The sequence below is a fragment of the Kitasatospora sp. NPDC056731 genome, from assembly GCF_040687675.1.
Lineage (GTDB): Bacteria > Actinomycetota > Actinomycetes > Streptomycetales > Streptomycetaceae > Kitasatospora.
This window is the reverse complement of sequence record NZ_JBFBNR010000001.1, coordinates 43,424-61,004: the sequence shown is the minus strand read 5'-3', so window position 1 is coordinate 61,004 and position 17,581 is coordinate 43,424. Positions and strand designations below refer to the sequence as shown.

Below are 17,581 nucleotides of genomic sequence, written 5' to 3'. Positions count from 1 at the left end.
ACGTCAGTCACGCCATCCGTTGCGTTGGATTGAGCGTGAACGCTATGCGCCACCCCGCCCCGGCGCGCCGCCGCATCAGCCCACGGATGTAAACCCCCGGGCCAATGCGCGCCGCCGCACCGTCATCCGGTGGTCGGATGTGGCCGGGTACGCCGCGATGACAGCCTTCCGTTCAGGTGCACGGAGATCCATCGGACGGTCCGTCAGGGGCGCTTCCCCGGCCGTTCGGTGTCGAACGACGGCCGCACCTGCGAAGACCGTGCGCCTCGGCCCGGTTCTGTCCAGCAACATCCAGGGAGGGCCCATGACCACCACGCCGTTCACGAGCCGACACGCCATGACGCGCCGTCGCCTGCTGGGGGCCGCACTGGCCGCCGGAGCCACCGGGGCCGCCGCACCGCTCGCCCTCGCCCGCCCCGCGTGGGCGGCGGGCGGCGCCACCACACCCGGGTCCGCCACACCCCGGGCCGCCACCCCCACCGGCGGCCCGGCGCGGCTCACCCTGCCCGAGCCCACCGGGCCGCACCCCGTGGGCACCGTCCCGCTGCACCTGCTCGACGCCTCCCGCCCGGACCCGCTGGCCGGCCCGGGCCGGTTCCGCGAGCTGATGGCGAGCGTCTGGTACCCCGCCCGCGAGGCCGGGGAGTACCCGCTCGCGCCCTGGATGGCCGACGGCGCACTGCGGGCGTTCCTCGCGGACACGGGCTTCGCCATCGACCCCGCCCTCGCCCCGCTCACCTCCGGCCGCGTGGGCGCCCCGGTCCACCGCGCGGGCCGCCGCCTGCCCGTCGTCGTCTACTCGCACGGCGCGCACAGCCACCGCGCCGACCACACCGTGATGGTCCAGGAACTCGCCAGCCACGGCTACGTGGTGGTCACCGTCGACCACACCCGCGACGCGATCACCGAGTTCCCCGACGGCCTGGTCCTCACCCCGGACCGGAGCATCCCGATGGGGCCGAAGGACTTCGCCGCGGACATCCGCTTCCTCCTCGACCAGGTCGATGCCCTCGCCGCCGGGCGCAACCCCGACACCGACGGCAGGCCGCTGCCCGCCGGCCTGCTGCACGCCCTCGACCCGGACCGGATCGGCATGTTCGGCTGGTCCAAGGGCGGCACGGCCACCGCCTACACCATGCTCTCCGACCGGCGCGTCCGCGCCGGGCTGAGCCTGGACGGCCCGATGCAGCCGACCATCACCACCGACCTGGACCGGCCGTTCATGATGATGACCGCCGCGTTCACCCGGGCCGGCCAGCCAGCCGTCGCCGAGTTCTGGCCGCACCTGCGCGGCTGGCGGCTCGACGTCCAGGCCCAGGGCGCCGTGCACGTCTCGTACGGCGACGACCAGGTGCTGATCCCGCAGGCCGCCAAGCTCCTCGGCCTGACCGACGAACAGGTCCGGGACATGATCGGCACCCTCGACCCGGCCCGCGCGGTGAAGATCCAGCAGGCGTACCCGGTGGCCTTCTTTGACCTGCACCTGCGGCACCGCCCCAGCCGCCTCCTCGACGGCCCGTCCGCGGCCTTCCCCGAGGTGACGTACCTGCCCTGAGACGCTGCCCTGAGACGTCGCCCCGCGACGCTGCTCCGAGACCATGGCGGCCGGCCCCTCCCCGGGGTCGGCCGCTACGGCGTTTCGGCCCGGATCTCGTCCAGCGACTCCCCCAGCACCCCCTTGGCCCGGGTGAACCAGTCGGCGATCACCGCGATCTCGTCCGGCGTGTAGTCGGCGAACAGCGCGCCGATCCGCTCGTAGAACGGGCCGTAGACCTGGAGGATGCGCTGCTGCGCGTCCTCCGCCATCACCACGCGGACGCGCCGACGGTCGGCCGGGTCGGCCTCGCGGCGGGCGTAGCCGGTCTTCTCCAGCCGGTTGAGCACGCCGGTCACGGCGCCGGTGGTCAGCTGCGCGCGCTCGGCGAGGTCGCCGGCGGCCAGCGGCTCCCCGGCCATCGCGGCCTCGATGACGAAGCCGAGGCAGGTCAGGTCGGTGACGTTGAGGCCGAGCCGGGCGGCGATATCCTGCTGGCCGAACTGCGCCAGCGCGATCATCCGGTCCATCGCGTAGAGCGCCTGCTCGGGCGTCGCCCGGGGGCGCGGCTTGCCCTTCACTCGATATCTCCTTAGCATCTAAGTTACTTAGCTCGTGAGATAAGCGGTCCGATCCGCCCATCCCGACCCGCCCATCACACCAAACGAGGAGCAATGAGCGCACACGGCGACCACGACATGGGGCACACCATCGCCGGCTGGACCGGCTCCGTCGTCGCGATCCTCGGCTTCACCGTCGCGGGCGCGGCCCTCGTCCTCGGCTCGGCCGCCGGGCTCTGGGCCGGCGGGATCCTCACCGCCCTCGGCGCGCTCGCCAGCTGGCTGCTCCACCTCGCCGGCTGGGGCAAGCCCACCGGCCCGCGCCCGCCCGCCCACCGGCACTGGCGCACCCCCGACCCGACCGGCAGCCGGGGCCACCCCCACTGCCTGGGCTGCCGCCTCGCCGGCCGCAGCCCGGCCCCGATCCAGGCGCCGGCCCCCGCACGGGACCGGCGGCGCATCAGCGCCTGACCGGCCGACCCACGCCGCCCACCGCACGCCGCGGCCCCCGTCGAGCTCCGTGCTCGGCGGGGGCCGTCGCGTTGTCCGGCTCAGACCGAGGTGCCCTGGGTGACGGGGGCCGTGGCGGTGGGCGGGGTGATGCTGCCAGCGGTGGTGCCGAGGGCGCGCTGGACCTTGGCGACGGCGGCGCGGTACTGGAAGGAGGCCAGTTGGGAGGAGTCGCCGCCGCGCTGGAAGAAGCCGAAGGCCATGCCGACGGTGCCGAAGCGCTCGACGCCGACGAAGGCGTTCAGCTGGACGCCGGCCAGGGTGCCGTCGAGGCGGACGGCGGACGCGTCCTGGCGGTCGCCGAGGGTGACCGGGGTGACGGTGAAGGTCACCGAGTCGTTGGTGCCGGCGCTGAAGGTGATGGTGTGGCAGCTCTTGAGGGCCGCGGTGGCGGCGTCGAGGTCGGTGGTGAGCTTTCCCGCGTCCTCGGCGGTGAGGGACTCGGTCACCATCGGATTGCCGCCCGGGCCGTCCAGTTCGGCCTCGGCGTGCGGGGTCTCGGGGCCGGGGACGCCGGTGTGCATGTTGATCAGGTCGCTGAGGGCGTCGCAGCCGTTGGCCGGGGACGGCATCGTACTGGGGCCGGCGCTGGGGCTGGCCGTGCCGGGGACCTGGGTGAAGCCTGGGCCGACGTCGTCGACGGTGAGCAGGGCCGCGGTGAGTTGCTCGGAGGTGGGCAGGCCCTGGGCGGGCTGGCCGGGCGTCTCGGCCGCGGCGAGGTGGGCCGGGCCCAAGGCGACCGCCGCGGCGAGGGCGGCGGCGGCGAGGGCGTGGAGCGGCTTCGGGTGGGACATGCGGGCCCCCCGGTCGAGAGTGCGGGCAGGGACAGGCACCAGTGTCCCACCGGGCCTGATACGGGGCTCGCGGGCGCGGATCACCGCAGGTCAGGCCCCCTGGTCCGGCTGGTCCGGCGGAAGCGGTCCGGGGGTTTCGAGTGCTTCGAGCGCTTCGAGCGCTTCGAGGGTTTCGAGGGTTTCGGCGAGCCACTGCACCCAGAAGGCCTCCAGCCCGATGCCCGCCCGCAGCACGGCGTGCTGGAGGCGGTTCTCCCCGGCCGTCGTCTCGGCCGGGAAGTCGTGCCGCTCGATCTCCCGGTAGTCGTCCAACTGCGCGCGGTGCAGCGCCAGGTGCCGCCGCACCTCGGCCGCCAGGCCGTCCGTACCGACCACCGCGGCGGCGCGCAGCCGTAGCAGCAGCGGTTCGCGGACGGCACGCGGCGCGGCGCCCTCGGCCGTCCAGCGGGCGAGTTCGGCGCGGCCCTCGGGCAGGACCTCGTACTCCTTCTTCTGCCCGCGGACGGGGCCGGACGGCTGGAGCGCCCGGATCTGTCCGGCGGCCTCCAGCCGGCCCAGTTCGCGGTAGATCTGCTGGTGGGTGGCGGGCCAGAAGAAGCCGATCGACTTGTCGAAGCGCCGGGTCAGCTCCAGCCCCGAGGACGGTTTCTCCAGCAGGGCGGTGAGGATGGCGTGCGGCAGCGACATGCCGTCGATCCTAGGGCGCGCCCGGGAGGCGCCCAGGACACGTCTGGCGTGCGAAAGGAAAGGTCAGATCGCGGCGGCCAGTTCGGTGCCCTGCTTGATGGCCCGCTTGGCGTCGAGTTCGGCGGCGACGTCGGCGCCGCCGATCAGGTGGGCCTCCAGGCCGCGCTCGCGCAGCGCCTCGTACAGGTCGCGGCGCGGCTCCTGGCCGGTGCAGAGCACCACGGTGTCCACGGGCAGCAGTTGGCGCTCGCCGTCGACGGTGAAGTGCAGGCCGGCATCGTCGATCAGGTCGTACGTCGCGCCGGCGACCATGGTGACGCCGCGGTGCCGGAGCTCGGTGCGGTGGATCCAGCCGGTGGTCTTGCCGAGCCCGGCCCCGACCTTGCTGGTCTTGCGCTGGAGCAGGTGGACGGCGCGCGGCGGCGCGGGCCGCTCGGGGCGGCGCAGTCCGCCGCGCTCGCGGTACTCCGGGTCGATGCCCCACTTGGCCTGGAACACGGCCGGGTCGAGGCTGGCCCCGTCGCCCGGGTCGGTGAGGAAGCCGGCCACGTCGAAGCCGATGCCGCCCGCGCCGAGGATGGCGACCCGCTCGCCGACGGGGGCGCCGTCACGCAGGACGTCGAGGTAGCCGAGCACGCTGGGGTGGTCAACTCCCGGGAGGTCGGCGGGGGTTCGCGGGGTGACGCCGGTGGCGAGGACGAGTTCGTCGAAGTTCTCGGCGGCGAGCTGGTCGGCGGTGGCGGTGGTGCCGAGGCGCTGGGTGACGGCCAACTCGGCGAGCCGGGTGCGGTAGTAGCGCAGCGTCTCGTCGAACTCCTCCTTGCCGGGCACGAGTCGGGCGGTATTCAGCTGCCCGCCGATCGCCGCGGCGGAGTCGAACAGGGTGACGTCGTGGCCGCGTTCGGCGGCGGAGACGGCGAAGGCGAGCCCGGCCGGTCCGGCTCCGACGACGCCGATGCGCTTGCGCAACCTGGTGGGCGCGAGCACGAGTTCGGTCTCGTGGCAGGCGCGCGGGTTGACCAGGCAGGAGGTGATCAGGCCGCTGAAGGTGTGGTCGAGGCAGGCCTGGTTGCAGCCGATGCAGGTGTTGATGGCGTCGGCGCGGCCGTCTTCCGCCTTGGCGACGAAGTCGGCGTCGGCGAGCAGCGGACGGGCCAGCGAGACCAGGTCGGCGCAGCCGTCGGCGAGCAACTGCTCGGCGATTTCCGGGGTGTTGATGCGGTTGGTGGTGACCAGCGGGATGCCGACCGTGCCCATCACCTTCCTGGTCGCCCAGGCGAAGGCGCCGCGCGGCACGGAGGTGGCGATGGTGGGGATGCGGGCCTCGTGCCAGCCGATGCCGGTGTTGATGATGGTCGCCCCGGCGGCCTCGACGGCCTGGGCGAGGCGGACGACCTCGTCGAGGGTGGAGCCGCCGGGCACCAGGTCGAGCATGGAGAGGCGGTAGACGATGATGAAGTCCTCGCCGACCCGCTCGCGGACGCGGCGGACGATCTCCACCGGGAAGCGCATCCGGCGCTCGTACGGGCCGCCCCACTCGTCCTCGCGCCGGTTGGTGGCGGCGACGACGAACTCGTTGATCAGGTAGCCCTCGGAGCCCATGACCTCGACGCCGTCGTACCCGGCGCGGCGGGCGAGTTCGGCGCAGCGGACGAAGTCCTCGATGGTCTGCTCGACCTGTGCGGCGGTGAGCTCGTGCGGGACGAAGGGGCTGATCGGGGCCTGGAGGGCGCTGGGGGCGACCAGGTCGCGGTGGTAGGCGTAGCGGCCGAAGTGCAGGATCTGCAGGGCGATCTTCCCGCCGGCGGCGTGCACGGCGTCAGTGACGACGCGGTGGCGGTCGGCTTCGGCGTCGGTGGTGAGCATCGCGCCGCCCTCCCAGGGGCGCCCGGCCTCGTTGGGGGCGATGCCGCCGGTGACGATGAGGCCGACGCCGCCGCGGGCCCGTTCGGCGTAGAAGGCGGCCATCCGCCGGTAGCCGTCGGGGGCCTCCTCCAGGCCGACGTGCATGGAGCCCATGACGACGCGGTTGGGCAGGGTGGTGAAGCCGAGGTCGAGCGGGCTGAGCAGGTGCGGGTAGCGGCTGCTGCCGGGGGTGGTGCTCATCGACGCGCTCATCGACGTCTCCTGGGGGCGGCGGGGGTCGTTGTTACCGCAGGGTAGGGGACGGTGGCTCGATGTGCAACTAGTTGCATAAGGAGCCCGGGGGCCGGGGCCCGCGCTCTGCCGGTTCCCACCAACTCGCGGACATGATCCGCGTATTGTCAGATCGGTAGTGTGGGCAGCTGGGAGAGGACCGCCATGCGGGATAGCTCGATAGCCGTGATCGGCGGCAGCATCGCCGGAAGCGCCTTCGCCGGGGCCGCCGCCCGGCTGGGCGCGGACCGGATCGTGGTCCTGGAACGCAGCGAGGGCCAGTTGGAGGACCGCGGCGTCGGGATCTGCATCCACGACGACCGCTTCGACGAACTGGTCCGCGCCGGCCACCTCCACGACGGCGTCCGCCGCCACCGCCTCACCGTCCGCCGCTGGGTCACCCGGGAGACGGCCGAGGGCCGCGGCGGCGACGGACCGGACGGGCGCGGTCGGGTGCTCTGGAACCAGCCGATGCCGTTCCACTCCCACCACTGGGCCGTCCTCTGGCAGGCCCTGCGCGAACGCACCCCCGACCGGATCGAGTTCCGGCAAGGCCACACCGTCACCGCGGCCGGCACCGACCAGGACGGCGCCTGGACGGCCGGCCCCGACGGCACCCGCGAACCGTACGACCTGGTGATCGGCGCCGACGGCTACCGCTCCGTGGTCCGCGCGGCGGTCTGCCCGCAGGCCCTGCCCGAATACGCCGGGTACGTGTGCTGGCGCGGCAGCTACGACGCCGCACTGCTGGCGGAGCTGCCCGGCGGGTCCACGGCCTGGCCGGAGGGCGAGTGCGCCACCGTCTGCTACCCCGGCGGCCAGGTCGTGATCTACCGCATCCCCGGGCTCACCCCCGGCAGCACCCAGGTGAACTGGGTCTTCTACGCGCCCACCCCCGCCTGGCTGCGCCTCGACGGCCCGACCAGCATCCCGGCGGGCACCCTCACCGACGGGCAGCTGGACGACCTGCGCCAGCTCGCCGAACGGTACCTGCCGCCGTACTGGGCCGCCCTGGTCACCCTCACCCCGCGCGAGCGGACCTTCCTCCAGCCCGTCTACGACCTGGACACCCCGCGCCGCACGGCCGGCCGACTGCTCCTCGGCGGGGACGCGGCCACCGTCGTCCGCCCGCACAACACCAGCGGCGCGGTGAAGGCCTTGCAGGACGCGCACGCCTTCGAGCAGGCCGGGCGGGCCGCCGCCGCGCACGGCGGCTCCTGGCCGGCCCTGCTGGCCGCGTACGACCAGGAGCGGGGCGCGGTCGGGCGGGAGCTGGTGGAACTGGGCCGACGGCTCGGCCGGGAGCAGGTCGCCGCCGCACCGGACTGGTCGACCATGGACGAGCCGGGGATGGTCGCCTGGTGGCACGGCCAGCTCACCGGCAGCGGGGGTTTCGGCGGCCACGCCCTCGGGCGTCCCGAGTGAGCGTGGGCCGCACAGGCCCGTGGCCGCCGAAACCCCGTCAGATCACCTGCTGCGATTCACCTGCTGCGATCAGACGTTGACGCCGTAGTCGGTCGCGATGCCGCGCAGACCGGAGGCGTAACCCTGCCCTATGGCGCGGAACTTCCACTCCGCGCCGTTGCGGTACAGCTCGCCGAAGACCATCGCGGTCTCGGTGGACGCGTCCTCGCTGAGGTCGTAACGGGCGATCTCCTGGCCGTTGGCCTGGTTCAGCACCCGGATGAACGCGTTGCGGACCTGCCCGAAGCTCTGCAGCCGGGCGTCGGCGTCGTAGATCGACACCGGGAAGACCACCTTCGCCACGTCGGCCGGCACCCGCGCCAGGTCGACCTTGATCTGCTCGTCGTCGCCGTCGCCGCCACCGGTCAGGTTGTCGCCGCTGTGCTCGACCGAACCATCGGGGCTGCGCAGGTTGTTGAAGAAGACGAAGTGCTGGTCCGAGACCACCTTGCCGAGCGCGTTGCAGAGCAGCGCGCTGGCGTCCAGGTCGTAGTCGGCGCCAGTGGTGGTGCGCACATCCCAGCCGAGACCCACGATCACGGCGCTCAGACCGGGCGCCTCCTTGCTCAGCGAGACGTTGCCGCCCTTGGCCAGCGAAACTCCCACAATGCCCTCCTCGATCTCTCCCTGCGGACGAATCTACAACACTGTAGAGATCACGGGAATCCACCTGCGGTCGGGCCCCACCCCGGGAATTTCTCAGGGGCTCCACCGGGAACCACCCGCCACCCCGGCCGCCGCACCCGCCGGGCCGAGGCCCGGTGGCCACCCTAGACTGGCGGTGGATCCCCTGGTCCGCCCCGACCGGCGGCCCCCGCGCGGGAGGTTCCCCATGCGCCAGCGGTACAGCTTCCACTTCGACCAGGCCGGGCACTCGGTCACCGTCAACGTCCGCTCCGGCTGGATCACCGAGACCGAGCTGCTGGTGGACGGCAAGGAATGCGCCTTCCACCGCGTCCACGGGCACGGCGTCTACCCGCTGACGCTCGCCGCCCAACTCGCCGAGGAGCCGCCGCTGCCGCTCTCGGTACGGCTGGACCGCACGGGCGCGGCCGAGCACCCGTACTCCTGCGTCCTGGAGGTCGCGGGAGCCGAACACCCGATGCCGGAACGCGCGGCGCGCTGAGCGCCGCCTCCCGGGCGACTTGCCCGCCGATAGTACGAAACCGTACTATCCGAAAACGTGAAGTTCGAAACCGAAGCGTCCGGCGAGCAGTCCGCACTGCTCGCGCTCCAGCGCGCGACCCACGCCACGCTCCACCTGCTCGCCACCGAGCTGGTCGACCTCGACCTGACCGCCTCCGAGATCAACGCCCTCGCCAACCTCGCGGACGGACGCGGCCGGACGGTCTCCGAGCTCGGCACCGCCGTCGGCACCCGGCCGACCACGCTGACCGGCGTCCTGGACCGCCTGGAACGCCGCGGCCACATCACCCGCGGCACCCGCGCCGGGGACCGCCGCTCGGTACTGATCGAGCTCACCCCCACCGGCCGAATCACCGCCGACACCATCCGGCAGACCGTCGCCGACCTCGAACGCCACGCACTCGGCAACCTCTCCCCCGCCCAGGTGGACGGCTTCCACGCCACCCTCCGGGCCCTGACGAAGGCCTCCTCATGAGCTCCCCCGAAACTCCCGAAACCCCCGACCCCTTCGGCGAGTTGCTGCGCGAGGTGATGGCCGGCGCAGACCGCTTCGGCCACCGTCAGCACGTCCGGCTCAGCTGGCTCGCCGTCCGCCGCCACGGCAGCGCCACCGCCCTCGACCTGGTCGGCGACGGCATCCGCCGCACCGCCGCCAAGGCCGGGGCGCCGCAGAAGTTCCACGTCACCATGACCCGGGCCTGGATGGAACTGGTGGCCCACCACGCAGACGCCGCAACCGACTTCGAGGACTTCGCCGCCCGTCACCCCGAGCTGCTCGACAAGGACCTGCTCGCCCGCCACTACCGCCCCGAGACCCTCGCGAGCGACCAGGCCCGCACGACCTGGGTCGAACCCGACCTGGTGCCGTTCCCCTAGCCCTCCCTAGCCTTCCCGGCTGCCGTCCCGGACCTCCGTCACGATCTCCTCGATCGCCTTCCGGGCCCGCTCGGCGTCCTCGGCGACCAGGCCGATCCTGGTCCGGCGGTCGAGCACGTCGGCGACGTCCAGCGCGCCCTCGTGCGTGACGGCGTAGGCGACCTCGGCGCGCGTCACGTCCAGGCCTTCCGCGATCGGCGTCAACTCCCCGGCGGCCACCACCTCCTGGGACGATCCGCCGTAGCGGGCGAGCAGCGAGCCGGGCACCTCGCCCGCCGGGAGCGGACGGCTGTCCCGGTGGGTCGGGGCCCCGACCAGCGGCAGGCGGGCCGTCCAGCAGGCCCGGGCCGGCAGGCCGCGCAGCCGGACGGCGGCGTCCACCGCGTCCTCGGCCATCCGCCGGTAGGTGGTGAGCTTGCCGCCGACCACCGTGACCAGCCCGGACGGCGACTCCAGCACCGCGTGCTCCCGGGAGATGTCGGCGGTGCTGCCGCCCCCGGTGTCGATCAGCGGCCGCAGCCCCGCGTACGCGCCGCGCACGTCCGCCCTGGTCAGCGCGGTGCTCAGGGCGGCGTTGACGGTGTCGAGCAGGAAGGCGAGCTCCCTCTCGGCGGGCTGCGGCTCGTCCGGGATCGGACCGGGCGCGTCCTCGTCGGTCAGCCCGATCGCCACCCGGCCGAGCTGCTGGGGCAGCGCGAAGACGAAGCGGCTGGTCGAACCGGGCACCGGCACGGTGAGCGCCGCGGTCGGGTGGCCGAGCGCGGCGGCGTCCACCAGGAGGTGGGTGCCCCGGCTGGGGCGCAGCCTGATCGACGGGTCCACCTCGCCCGCCCAGACGCCGGTGGCGTTGACCACCGCGCCGGCCTCGACGGTCAGCGACTGCCCGGTGACGGTGTCGGTGAGCCGGGCGCAGCCGCCCGTCACGGACTCCGCCCGCACCCTGGTCAGCACGGTGGCGCCGTACTGCGCCGCGGTCCGCGCCAGCGCCACCACCAGCCGGGCGTCGTCCACGAGTTGGCCGTCGTGCGCGACCAGCGCGCCGGACAGTCCGGCGGTCTGCACGCCCGGCACCAGCTGCCGCGTCCGCGCGGCGCCGATCCGGCGCACCCGGGGCAGCAGCGCGCCCGGCGTCCCGGCGCCGATCCGCAGCGCGTCCCCGGCGTGGAAGCCCACCCGGATCAGCGAGGCCTGCCCGGGGCGCAGCAACCCCGGGAGCAGCGGCACCAGTTGGGGCAGCGCGCGGATCAGGTGCGGGGCGGTGCGGGTCATCAGCACGCCGCGCTCGATCGCGCTCTCCCGGGCCACCCCGATCCGCCCGGAGGCGAGGTAGCGCAGGCCGCCGTGCACCAGCTTGGAGCTCCAGCGGCTGGTGCCGAACGCCAGGTCGCGGGACTCGACCAGCACCGTGCGCAGCCCGCGTGAGGCGGCGTCCAGGGCCACCCCGGCGCCGGTGACGCCGCCGCCGATCACCAGCAGGTCGACCCGCGGGCGGTCCCCCAGCGCTTCGAGTTCCGCCCGGCGCCGGCCGGCGTCGAGTCGGCTGGAGCCGGCGTAAGGAGCGGCGGAGCGAGCGGCGGAGGATCCGGCGGGCGTCGAGGTCATGGCGCGAGGTATCCGTTCAGTGCTCTGGTCAGTTCGCGCCGCCAGGCGGCCTCCGGCAGCAGGGAGGCGACCATGCGGTGCGACTGGACGGTGGACTGGGCGATCAGCAGGACCATGGCGGCCAGTTCGACCGGCTCCCCGGCCCGGATCGAACCGTGCGCCTGCCCCTGCTCGATGCCGGCCCGCAGCGCCTCCAGCAGGCCGCGCTGGCTGGTGCCGAGCCGCTCGACGACGTACTCCAGCAGCAGGTCGGAGTCGGCGGAGCGCAGCAGCGCGCCGAGCACCGGGTGGTCCCGCAGCCGGACGGCCACCTCGACGACCCCGTCCACGAAGGCCTCCCGGCCGATCGGGGCGCCGTCGCCCCCGAGGGTCAGGGCGACGCCCTCCCGGGTGGCCCGGATCTCCCGGGTGAGCAGGGCGCCGATCACCGCCCGGACGTCCGGCCAGCGCCGGTAGACGGTCGGCCGGCTGACCCCGGCGCGGCGGGCGATCTCCGCCAACTGCGTTCGGCGCACGCCGAGATGGACGATCAGGTCGGCGGCGGCATCCAGGATCGCGTCGTCGGTGCTGCGCGCGGGACTGCCAGGGGGCTCGGCGTTACTACTTGACATGATGTGTGAAACTGTAACGCATGGCATCTGAGACGCAAGCGGGACCGGCCGGCGCCGCGCTGCCGCTCCCCCCGATGAAGTGGGACGCCTGGGGCGACCCGGCCCTCGCCAAGGAGCTGTCCGCGGACATCAAGGGACTGCTCGCCGCCGCCCTCGGCGTCACCGGCGACGCCACCCCCGGACCGGCCGCCGACGAGGTCGTCCTGCACCCCTCGCGGATCACCGCCGACGACCTCAAGGCCCTCGCCGCCGCCGTCGGCGAGACCAACGTCAGCGCCGCCGACGCCGACCGGCTCCCCCGCGCCGGCGGCAAGTCGACCCCCGACCTGCTGCGCCGCCGCAGCCGCGACCCCCAGGACGCGCCCGACGCCGTCGTGCTGCCCGGCGACGAGCAGGAGATCGCCGCCGTCCTCGCGCTCTGCGCCGAACGCCGCATCGCCGTCGTCCCGTTCGGCGGCGGCACCAGCGTCGTCGGCGGCCTCGACCCCGAACGCGGCGGCCTCACCGCCGTCATCTCGCTCGACCTGCGCCGCCTCGACCGGCTCCACGACCTCGACGAGACCTCCGGCGAGGCCGTCCTCGGCGCCGGCCTCACCGGCCCCGCCGCCGAGGCCCTGCTCGCCGAGCGCGGCTACGAACTCGGCCACTACCCGCAGAGCTTCCGCTACGCCACCCTCGGCGGCTTCGCCGCCACCCGCTCCTCCGGCCAGGACTCGGCCGGCCACGGGCGCTTCGACGAGATGGTCCGCGGTCTGCGCGTCGTCACCCCCGCCGGTGTGCTCGACCTCGGCCGCGCCCCCGCCTCCGCCGCCGGCCCCGACCTGCGCGAGCTCTTCCTCGGCTCCGAAGGCACCCTCGGCGTCATCACCGCCGTCCGCCTGCGCGTTCACCCGCTGCCCGCCGTCAAGGCCTACGAGGCCTGGAGCCTGCCCGACTTCGCCACCGGCAGCGCCGCCCTGCGCGCCGTCGAACAGGCCGGCACCGGCCCCACCGTCATCCGGCTCTCCGACGAGGCCGAGACGATGGTCAACCTCGCCACGACCGAACAGATCGGCGGCGCCCCCGCCATCACCGGCTGCCTCGCCGTCACCGTCTTCGAAGGCACCGCCGAACAGGTCGCCACCCGCCACCGGCTCACCCGCGACACCCTGCTCGCCGCCGGCGCCACCTCTGTCGGCGAGGCCCCCGCCCGGGCCTGGGAACACGGCCGCTTCAACGCCCCCTACCTGCGGGACTCCCTGCTCAGCGCCGGCGCCCTCTGCGAAACCCTGGAGACCGCGACCAGTTGGAGCCGGCTCCCGCAGCTGCGGACCGCCGTCACCGAGGCCCTCACCACCGCCCTGCCCGGCGCCCTCGTCCTCTGCCACATCTCGCACGTCTACCCGACCGGGGCCTCGCTCTACTTCACCGTCGTCGCCGCCCTCGGCGAGGACCCGCTCACCCGGTGGGCCGCCGCCAAGCGCGCCGCCGGCGACGCCATCGTCACCGCCGGCGGCACCATCACCCACCACCACGCCGTCGGCGCCGACCACCGGCCCTGGATGAGCGACGAGATCGGCGAGCTCGGCGTGCGCATCCTGCGCGCCGTCAAGGCCGAACTCGACCCGGCGGGCATCCTCAACCCCGGCAAGCTGATCCCGTGACCGGCGGTCCGCGAGCCATCAGGCGAGTGGCCGTCCTCAGCAACCCGGCGGCGGGCGCCGGCCACGCCGCGCCCGCCGCCCACCGGGCCGTCGCCCGTCTGCACGCCCTCGGCCTCCAGGTCGACCGGCACGCCGGCCGCGACCCCGAGGACGCCGTCCGCCTCGCCCGCCGGGCCGTGGCGGACGGCGTCGACGCCGTCGTGGCCGTCGGCGGCGACGGCATGGTCAACCTCGCGCTCCAGGCCGTCGCCGGCACCGCCGTCCCGCTCGGCGTGATACCCGCCGGCACCGGCAACGACCACGCCCGTGCCTACGGCCTCCCGCTCGCCACCCCCGAAGCCGCCGCCGACGTCGTCGCCGCCGGACGCACCAGGACCGTCGACCTCGGCCTGGTCACCGCCGCCGACGGCACCACCCGCTGGTACGGCTCCGTCCTCGCCACCGGCTTCGACTCGCTGGTCAGCGACCGTGCCAACCGCCTGCGCTGGCCCCGCGGCCGGATGCGCTACAACCTGGCCATCCTCGCCGAGTTCGCCAACCTGCGCCCGCTGCCCTTCCGCATCACCCTCGCCGACGGCACCGTCATCGAACGCGACCTCACCCTGGCCGCCGTCGGCAACACCCGCAGCTACGGCGGCGGCATGCTCATCTGCCCCGACGCCCTCCCGGACGACGGCCTCCTCGACCTCACCCTCGTCGCCGCCATGCCCCGGCTGCGCATCGCCCGCTTCTTCCCCACCCTCTTCAAGGGCACCCACACCACCCACCCCGAAGTCACCACCCACCGCACCGCATCCCTGCGGATCGACTCCCCCGCCATCACCGCCTACGCCGACGGCGAGTTCATCGCCCCCCTCCCCGTCGACGTGAGCGCCGCGCCCGGCGCCCTCCACCTCCTGGTGCCGTGACCCACCCGCCTCCCCGTCGGAGCCGCGAGCCTCACCCGGCCAGGCGGTGGCGCCAGAGGAGTGGGCGGATCTCCATCGCATGGGAGGGGTCGGCGTTCCAGACGACGGGCAGGCCGGCCTCGGTGAGCGCGGCGGCCACCTCGTGGCCGATGGCGGTGGTGGTCAGCGGCGAGGCGTCGAAGCCGCCGTAGCGGAGGGCGAGGCCGTGGCCGGCGGCGGCGGAGTCGGTGGACTGGGTGTGGAAGTAGACGTAGCCGCGGGCGTCCGGCGCCCCGGCGGCGGCGATCTCGGCGTCGCCGCAGGAACCGCAGCAGCTGAAGTGCTCCCGGGCGGTGATGCCCGCCTCCTCCAGGGCGGCGAAGGCCCGGGTGAGGCGTTCCGGGTCGGTCTCGCCGATCCAGCCGGTCTGCTCGCCGACGCGCTCCAGCCAGAGCCGGTCGGCCAGTTGCTCGGCCTGGTCGCGGGAGGGCGGGCGGTGGTCGCCGGAGACCAGGTACTCCTCGGCGAGTTCGGCGAGCTCGGCGCGGGTGGTGTAGCCGCCGGCCAGGGTGAGGCGCAGCCGGTCGTGCAACTGCCGCAGGTCGTCGGCGGGCAGGTCGAGCGGCGGGGCGGGCTCGGGCTGCGGGCCCAGGTCGAGCGGCTGCCAGTCCAGGCCGTCGCCCCAGCCCTGCTCGTACCGCGCCCAGCCCGTCATCGCGGCGATGACCGCCTCGGGCCCGTCGGTGCGCACCTCGAAGTGCCGGGCGGCGGAGCCATCGCGGTGTTCGAGCGTGTACTCGCCGCCTTCGGCGTGCCACACCTGGATGAAGACGTCCGGCAGGTCCGGTATCCGCTGGGCGACCAGGAAGCGGTCGCCCTTCGCGCCGATCCGCCGCACCAGCCGCGCCAACTCGGCCGCCTCCACCCGGAGGTGGCGCGTCCCGTCGTTCTCCTGCACCCCGATCGCCAGCATGTGGATCACCCAACCACACGCCACTGACAACGGCGCCGAGCCGCGGGACGCGCCCGCCGTCAGGCCGTTCCCGGCTCGTTCCCGGCCCGCCGTCAGCCCGCCCGCTGCTCGCGGCGGAGGCGGAACAGCACGTTGGGCCGCAGCGGGCCCTCGGGGGCGGTCGGGTCCTCGAAGTCGTCGGCGGGGTCGGACGTCATGCCGAGGCGGCGCATGACGGCCTGCGAGCGGTGGTTGGTCGCGGTGGTGACGGCGAGGATCTCGGGGAGGCCGAGGGCGTCGAAGCCGTGGGCGAGGACGGCGCGGGCCGCCTCGGTCGCGTAGCCGTGGCCCCAGGCGGCGCGGGCGAGGCGCCAGCCGATCTCGACGCCGGTGAAGGGCAGGCCCTCGTCGACCTCGTCGAGGCCGGCCAGGCCGACGAACTCGCCGGTGGCGCGCACCTCGACGGCCAGCCAGCCGTATCCGCGCGCCGCGGTCTCGGCCTCGAAGCGCGCCACCGAGGCGTCGCACTGCTCGCGGGTGAGGACGTCCCCGAGGTGCTCGCGAACTTCGGGGTCGGCGTTCATCGCGGCCCAGGGTGCGAGGTCGGTGGCCCGCCAGGGGCGCAGGAGCAGGCGGTCGGTGCGCAGTTCGGTCATGCGGGCCAGCCAACGCCGACCGCGCCCGCCGGGGCAACCCGTTTTCCGCACCCCCGCACCCCTGCCCCGGGGGCGCGCCGTGCTCAGACGCCCGGGGTCGCGGTGATCCGGCCGGCGTCGATCGCGGCGACCAGTTCGGCGTGGTCGAGCGCCGTCTGGTCGGCGTACCGGACGGAGAAGTCGGCGATCGCCTCGGCGAAGGCGTCCGCGCCGCCCAGGTAGCCGGCGATGGCGAGGCGGTCGCCGGTGCGCGCGTGGGCACGGGCGAGGGTGCGGCCGCACAGGTCGGCGTAGGCGCGCAGGCCGGACGGGGCCAGGTCGGCGACCTCGACCGAGCCCTTCATGTCGCGCAGCTGACGGCCGTAGAAGTGGCGCCCGGCGGGGCCGGCGGTCCAGCCGAGGAAGATGTCGCCGGCGGCCTGCATGAGGTGCTGGCCGGTGACGACGCGGCGCCCGCCGCGGTGGACGGAGACCTCGGCGTCGACCCGGGTGGGCGGCAGGTGGTCCTCCAGGACGGACCGCCCGGCCTCCTTGAGCTGGAGGAACAGCGGGTCGCGGGTGTCCCGGCCCTCCAGCAGGACGATGTAGCAGCGGGTGCCGACGCTGCCGACACCGACGACCTTCATCGCCGCGTCGACGAAGCGGTAGCGGTCGAGGAGGACGCGACGGTCCTCGGCGAGGGCGGCCCGGTAGTCGCTGAACACCTTGCCGATGTCGCGCAGTTCGTTCTTCTTCAGCGGTTCGATGAGCGGTGGCGCGCTGATGATGCGCCGCTGCCCGTCGCGTTCCTCGGTGAGCTTGCCGAAGGCGTGCAGGCTGGTGCGGCGGCGGGCCTGGGCGAGGTCGGCCTCGGCGCGCTTGCGCTGCCGGGGTTTGCGGAGCAGCGCCAGCAGGTCGCCGGCGTCGATCCGGGAGTACCAGACGTCGAGTTCGCCGAGCCCGGCGAGGCGGCGCATGGCGGTGGCGTAGCCCTCGACGGCGGTGCGGGCGGCGCGGTGGGCGCGGCCATCGTCCTGTCCGTGGTCGCGGGCGGCGACGGCGATGCTGGCGGCCAGCCGTTTGACGTCCCACTCGAAGGGGCCGGGGTGGGTCTCGTCGAAGTCGTTGACGTCGAAGAGCAGGGCGCGTTCCGGCGAGGCGAACAAGCCGAAGTTCACCAGGTGGGCGTCGCCGCAGAGTTGGACGGTGAGGCCGGTGTCGGGGACGGCGCCGAGGTCGGCGGCCATGACGGCGGCGGCGCCGCGCAGGTAGGCGAAGGGGGTGTCGGCCATCCGCCCGTAGCGGATCGGCAGCAGCCGGGCGACCCGGCCCTCGCCCTGGCGCACCAGCACCTCGACCGGGTCGGGCCGGTCGGCGGCGGGGATCCACCGCCCGTGGGCGGAGCGGGAGACGCGGTCACGGGCGGCCCGGCCGTGCCGGCGGCGTTCGGCGGGGGTGGTCATGCGCGGCTCCTCGGTCGGCGGGACGGCGGGGACGGCGGGAAGTCGAAACGGCGGGTGTGGTGCGTCTCCCCGCGACGCTAG

The 17,581-nt window shown here is 74.5% G+C and carries 18 protein-coding genes; 8 read left to right on the top strand and 10 right to left on the bottom strand.

The window, feature by feature from the left end:
- Positions 1-304 precede the first annotated feature (304 nt).
- On the top strand, positions 305-1,555 hold the full coding sequence (locus AB0R04_RS00240; protein ID WP_363366710.1) for an acetylhydrolase: 1,251 nt from the start codon (positions 305-307) through the stop codon (positions 1,553-1,555).
- Positions 1,556-1,629: 74 nt separating this feature from the next.
- Here AB0R04_RS00240 and AB0R04_RS00235 read toward each other — a convergent pair whose 3' ends face one another.
- A complete protein-coding gene (locus AB0R04_RS00235; protein ID WP_363366708.1) occupies positions 1,630-2,115 on the bottom strand; it encodes a MarR family transcriptional regulator in 486 nt (161 codons plus the stop codon).
- Between the two features lie 93 nt (positions 2,116-2,208).
- On the opposite strand from AB0R04_RS00235, the gene AB0R04_RS00230 reads away from it, so the two are divergent.
- The gene (locus AB0R04_RS00230; RefSeq protein WP_363366706.1) at positions 2,209-2,565 is read left to right on the top strand and encodes an HGxxPAAW family protein; all 357 of its coding nucleotides are present in this window, start codon (positions 2,209-2,211) and stop codon (positions 2,563-2,565) included.
- An 80-nt stretch (positions 2,566-2,645) separates the two neighbouring features.
- On the opposite strand, the gene AB0R04_RS00225 is transcribed toward AB0R04_RS00230, so the two are convergent.
- The 3 genes from AB0R04_RS00225 to AB0R04_RS00215 all read right to left on the bottom strand — a co-directional run bounded on the left by AB0R04_RS00225 (position 2,646) and on the right by AB0R04_RS00215 (position 6,203).
- A complete protein-coding gene (locus AB0R04_RS00225) occupies positions 2,646-3,398 on the bottom strand; it encodes a hypothetical protein (protein ID WP_363366705.1) in 753 nt (250 codons plus the stop codon).
- A 90-nt stretch (positions 3,399-3,488) separates the two neighbouring features.
- The gene (locus AB0R04_RS00220; RefSeq protein WP_363366703.1) at positions 3,489-4,085 is read right to left on the bottom strand and encodes a helix-turn-helix transcriptional regulator; all 597 of its coding nucleotides are present in this window, start codon (positions 4,083-4,085) and stop codon (positions 3,489-3,491) included.
- 63 nt (positions 4,086-4,148) lie between these two features.
- Positions 4,149-6,203 (bottom strand): NADPH-dependent 2,4-dienoyl-CoA reductase, encoded by a 2,055-nt coding sequence (locus tag AB0R04_RS00215; protein WP_363366701.1) that lies wholly within the window; start codon positions 6,201-6,203, stop codon positions 4,149-4,151.
- A 183-nt stretch (positions 6,204-6,386) separates the two neighbouring features.
- Between AB0R04_RS00215 and AB0R04_RS00210 the strand changes: the two genes are divergently transcribed.
- Positions 6,387-7,646, top strand: coding sequence for an FAD-dependent monooxygenase (locus AB0R04_RS00210; protein WP_363366699.1), 1,260 nt, complete (start codon positions 6,387-6,389; stop codon positions 7,644-7,646).
- Positions 7,647-7,715: 69 nt separating this feature from the next.
- Here AB0R04_RS00210 and AB0R04_RS00205 read toward each other — a convergent pair whose 3' ends face one another.
- The gene (locus tag AB0R04_RS00205; RefSeq protein WP_063349770.1) at positions 7,716-8,291 is read right to left on the bottom strand and encodes a TerD family protein; all 576 of its coding nucleotides are present in this window, start codon (positions 8,289-8,291) and stop codon (positions 7,716-7,718) included.
- 226 nt (positions 8,292-8,517) lie between these two features.
- Here AB0R04_RS00205 and AB0R04_RS00200 point away from each other — a divergent pair, with 226 nt between their 5' ends.
- From AB0R04_RS00200 to AB0R04_RS00190, 3 genes are read left to right on the top strand one after another with little or no spacing between them, the layout of a single operon-like run.
- Positions 8,518-8,811: a hypothetical protein gene (locus AB0R04_RS00200; protein ID WP_063349769.1), complete on the top strand. Its 294-nt coding sequence runs from the start codon at positions 8,518-8,520 to the stop codon at positions 8,809-8,811.
- A gap of 57 nt (positions 8,812-8,868) precedes the next feature.
- A complete protein-coding gene (locus AB0R04_RS00195) occupies positions 8,869-9,306 on the top strand; it encodes a MarR family transcriptional regulator (RefSeq protein WP_363366696.1) in 438 nt (145 codons plus the stop codon).
- The gene (locus tag AB0R04_RS00190; protein ID WP_363366695.1) at positions 9,303-9,707 is read left to right on the top strand and encodes a hypothetical protein; all 405 of its coding nucleotides are present in this window, start codon (positions 9,303-9,305) and stop codon (positions 9,705-9,707) included. Before AB0R04_RS00195 ends, AB0R04_RS00190 begins: the two co-directional genes overlap by 4 nt.
- 6 nt (positions 9,708-9,713) lie before the next feature.
- Here AB0R04_RS00190 and AB0R04_RS00185 read toward each other — a convergent pair whose 3' ends face one another.
- Entirely contained in the window at positions 9,714-11,309 is a 1,596-nt protein-coding gene (locus tag AB0R04_RS00185; protein WP_363366693.1) for a glycerol-3-phosphate dehydrogenase/oxidase, read from the bottom strand.
- Positions 11,306-11,920, bottom strand: coding sequence for a TetR/AcrR family transcriptional regulator (locus tag AB0R04_RS00180; protein ID WP_350883079.1), 615 nt, complete (start codon positions 11,918-11,920; stop codon positions 11,306-11,308). The genes AB0R04_RS00185 and AB0R04_RS00180 overlap by 4 nt, the downstream gene beginning before the upstream one ends.
- 74 nt (positions 11,921-11,994) lie before the next feature.
- Here AB0R04_RS00180 and AB0R04_RS00175 point away from each other — a divergent pair, with 74 nt between their 5' ends.
- The gene (locus AB0R04_RS00175; protein WP_363367311.1) at positions 11,995-13,563 is read left to right on the top strand and encodes an FAD-binding oxidoreductase; all 1,569 of its coding nucleotides are present in this window, start codon (positions 11,995-11,997) and stop codon (positions 13,561-13,563) included.
- The gene (locus tag AB0R04_RS00170) at positions 13,560-14,471 is read left to right on the top strand and encodes a diacylglycerol kinase (RefSeq protein WP_363366691.1); all 912 of its coding nucleotides are present in this window, start codon (positions 13,560-13,562) and stop codon (positions 14,469-14,471) included. The genes AB0R04_RS00175 and AB0R04_RS00170 overlap by 4 nt, the downstream gene beginning before the upstream one ends.
- A 31-nt stretch (positions 14,472-14,502) precedes the next feature.
- On the opposite strand, the gene AB0R04_RS00165 is transcribed toward AB0R04_RS00170, so the two are convergent.
- From AB0R04_RS00165 to AB0R04_RS00155, 3 genes are all read right to left on the bottom strand, one after another.
- A complete protein-coding gene (locus AB0R04_RS00165; protein ID WP_363366689.1) occupies positions 14,503-15,423 on the bottom strand; it encodes a hypothetical protein in 921 nt (306 codons plus the stop codon).
- A gap of 92 nt (positions 15,424-15,515) precedes the next feature.
- Positions 15,516-16,058 (bottom strand): GNAT family N-acetyltransferase, encoded by a 543-nt coding sequence (locus AB0R04_RS00160; protein ID WP_363366686.1) that lies wholly within the window; start codon positions 16,056-16,058, stop codon positions 15,516-15,518.
- Between the two features lie 83 nt (positions 16,059-16,141).
- A complete protein-coding gene (locus tag AB0R04_RS00155) occupies positions 16,142-17,500 on the bottom strand; it encodes a DUF2252 domain-containing protein (protein ID WP_363366684.1) in 1,359 nt (452 codons plus the stop codon).
- Positions 17,501-17,581 lie beyond the last annotated feature (81 nt).

Bases quoted from the DNA above. Each gene is read 5' to 3' on its own strand.
- AB0R04_RS00240 (WP_363366710.1), top strand. From the start codon at position 305: ATGACCACCACGCCGTTCACGAGCCGACACGCCATGACGCGCCGTCGC.
- AB0R04_RS00230 (WP_363366706.1), top strand. From the start codon at position 2,209: ATGAGCGCACACGGCGACCACGACATGGGGCACACCATCGCCGGCTGG.
- AB0R04_RS00225 (WP_363366705.1), bottom strand. From the start codon at position 3,398: ATGTCCCACCCGAAGCCGCTCCACGCCCTCGCCGCCGCCGCCCTCGCC.
- AB0R04_RS00220 (WP_363366703.1), bottom strand. From the start codon at position 4,085: ATGTCGCTGCCGCACGCCATCCTCACCGCCCTGCTGGAGAAACCGTCC.
- AB0R04_RS00215 (WP_363366701.1), bottom strand. From the start codon at position 6,203: ATGAGCGCGTCGATGAGCACCACCCCCGGCAGCAGCCGCTACCCGCAC.
- AB0R04_RS00210 (WP_363366699.1), top strand. From the start codon at position 6,387: ATGCGGGATAGCTCGATAGCCGTGATCGGCGGCAGCATCGCCGGAAGC.
- AB0R04_RS00200 (WP_063349769.1), top strand. From the start codon at position 8,518: ATGCGCCAGCGGTACAGCTTCCACTTCGACCAGGCCGGGCACTCGGTC.
- AB0R04_RS00190 (WP_363366695.1), top strand. From the start codon at position 9,303: ATGAGCTCCCCCGAAACTCCCGAAACCCCCGACCCCTTCGGCGAGTTG.
- AB0R04_RS00185 (WP_363366693.1), bottom strand. From the start codon at position 11,309: ATGACCTCGACGCCCGCCGGATCCTCCGCCGCTCGCTCCGCCGCTCCT.
- AB0R04_RS00180 (WP_350883079.1), bottom strand. From the start codon at position 11,920: ATGTCAAGTAGTAACGCCGAGCCCCCTGGCAGTCCCGCGCGCAGCACC.
- AB0R04_RS00175 (WP_363367311.1), top strand. From the start codon at position 11,995: ATGAAGTGGGACGCCTGGGGCGACCCGGCCCTCGCCAAGGAGCTGTCC.
- AB0R04_RS00165 (WP_363366689.1), bottom strand. From the start codon at position 15,423: ATGCTGGCGATCGGGGTGCAGGAGAACGACGGGACGCGCCACCTCCGG.
- AB0R04_RS00160 (WP_363366686.1), bottom strand. From the start codon at position 16,058: ATGACCGAACTGCGCACCGACCGCCTGCTCCTGCGCCCCTGGCGGGCC.
- AB0R04_RS00155 (WP_363366684.1), bottom strand. From the start codon at position 17,500: ATGACCACCCCCGCCGAACGCCGCCGGCACGGCCGGGCCGCCCGTGAC.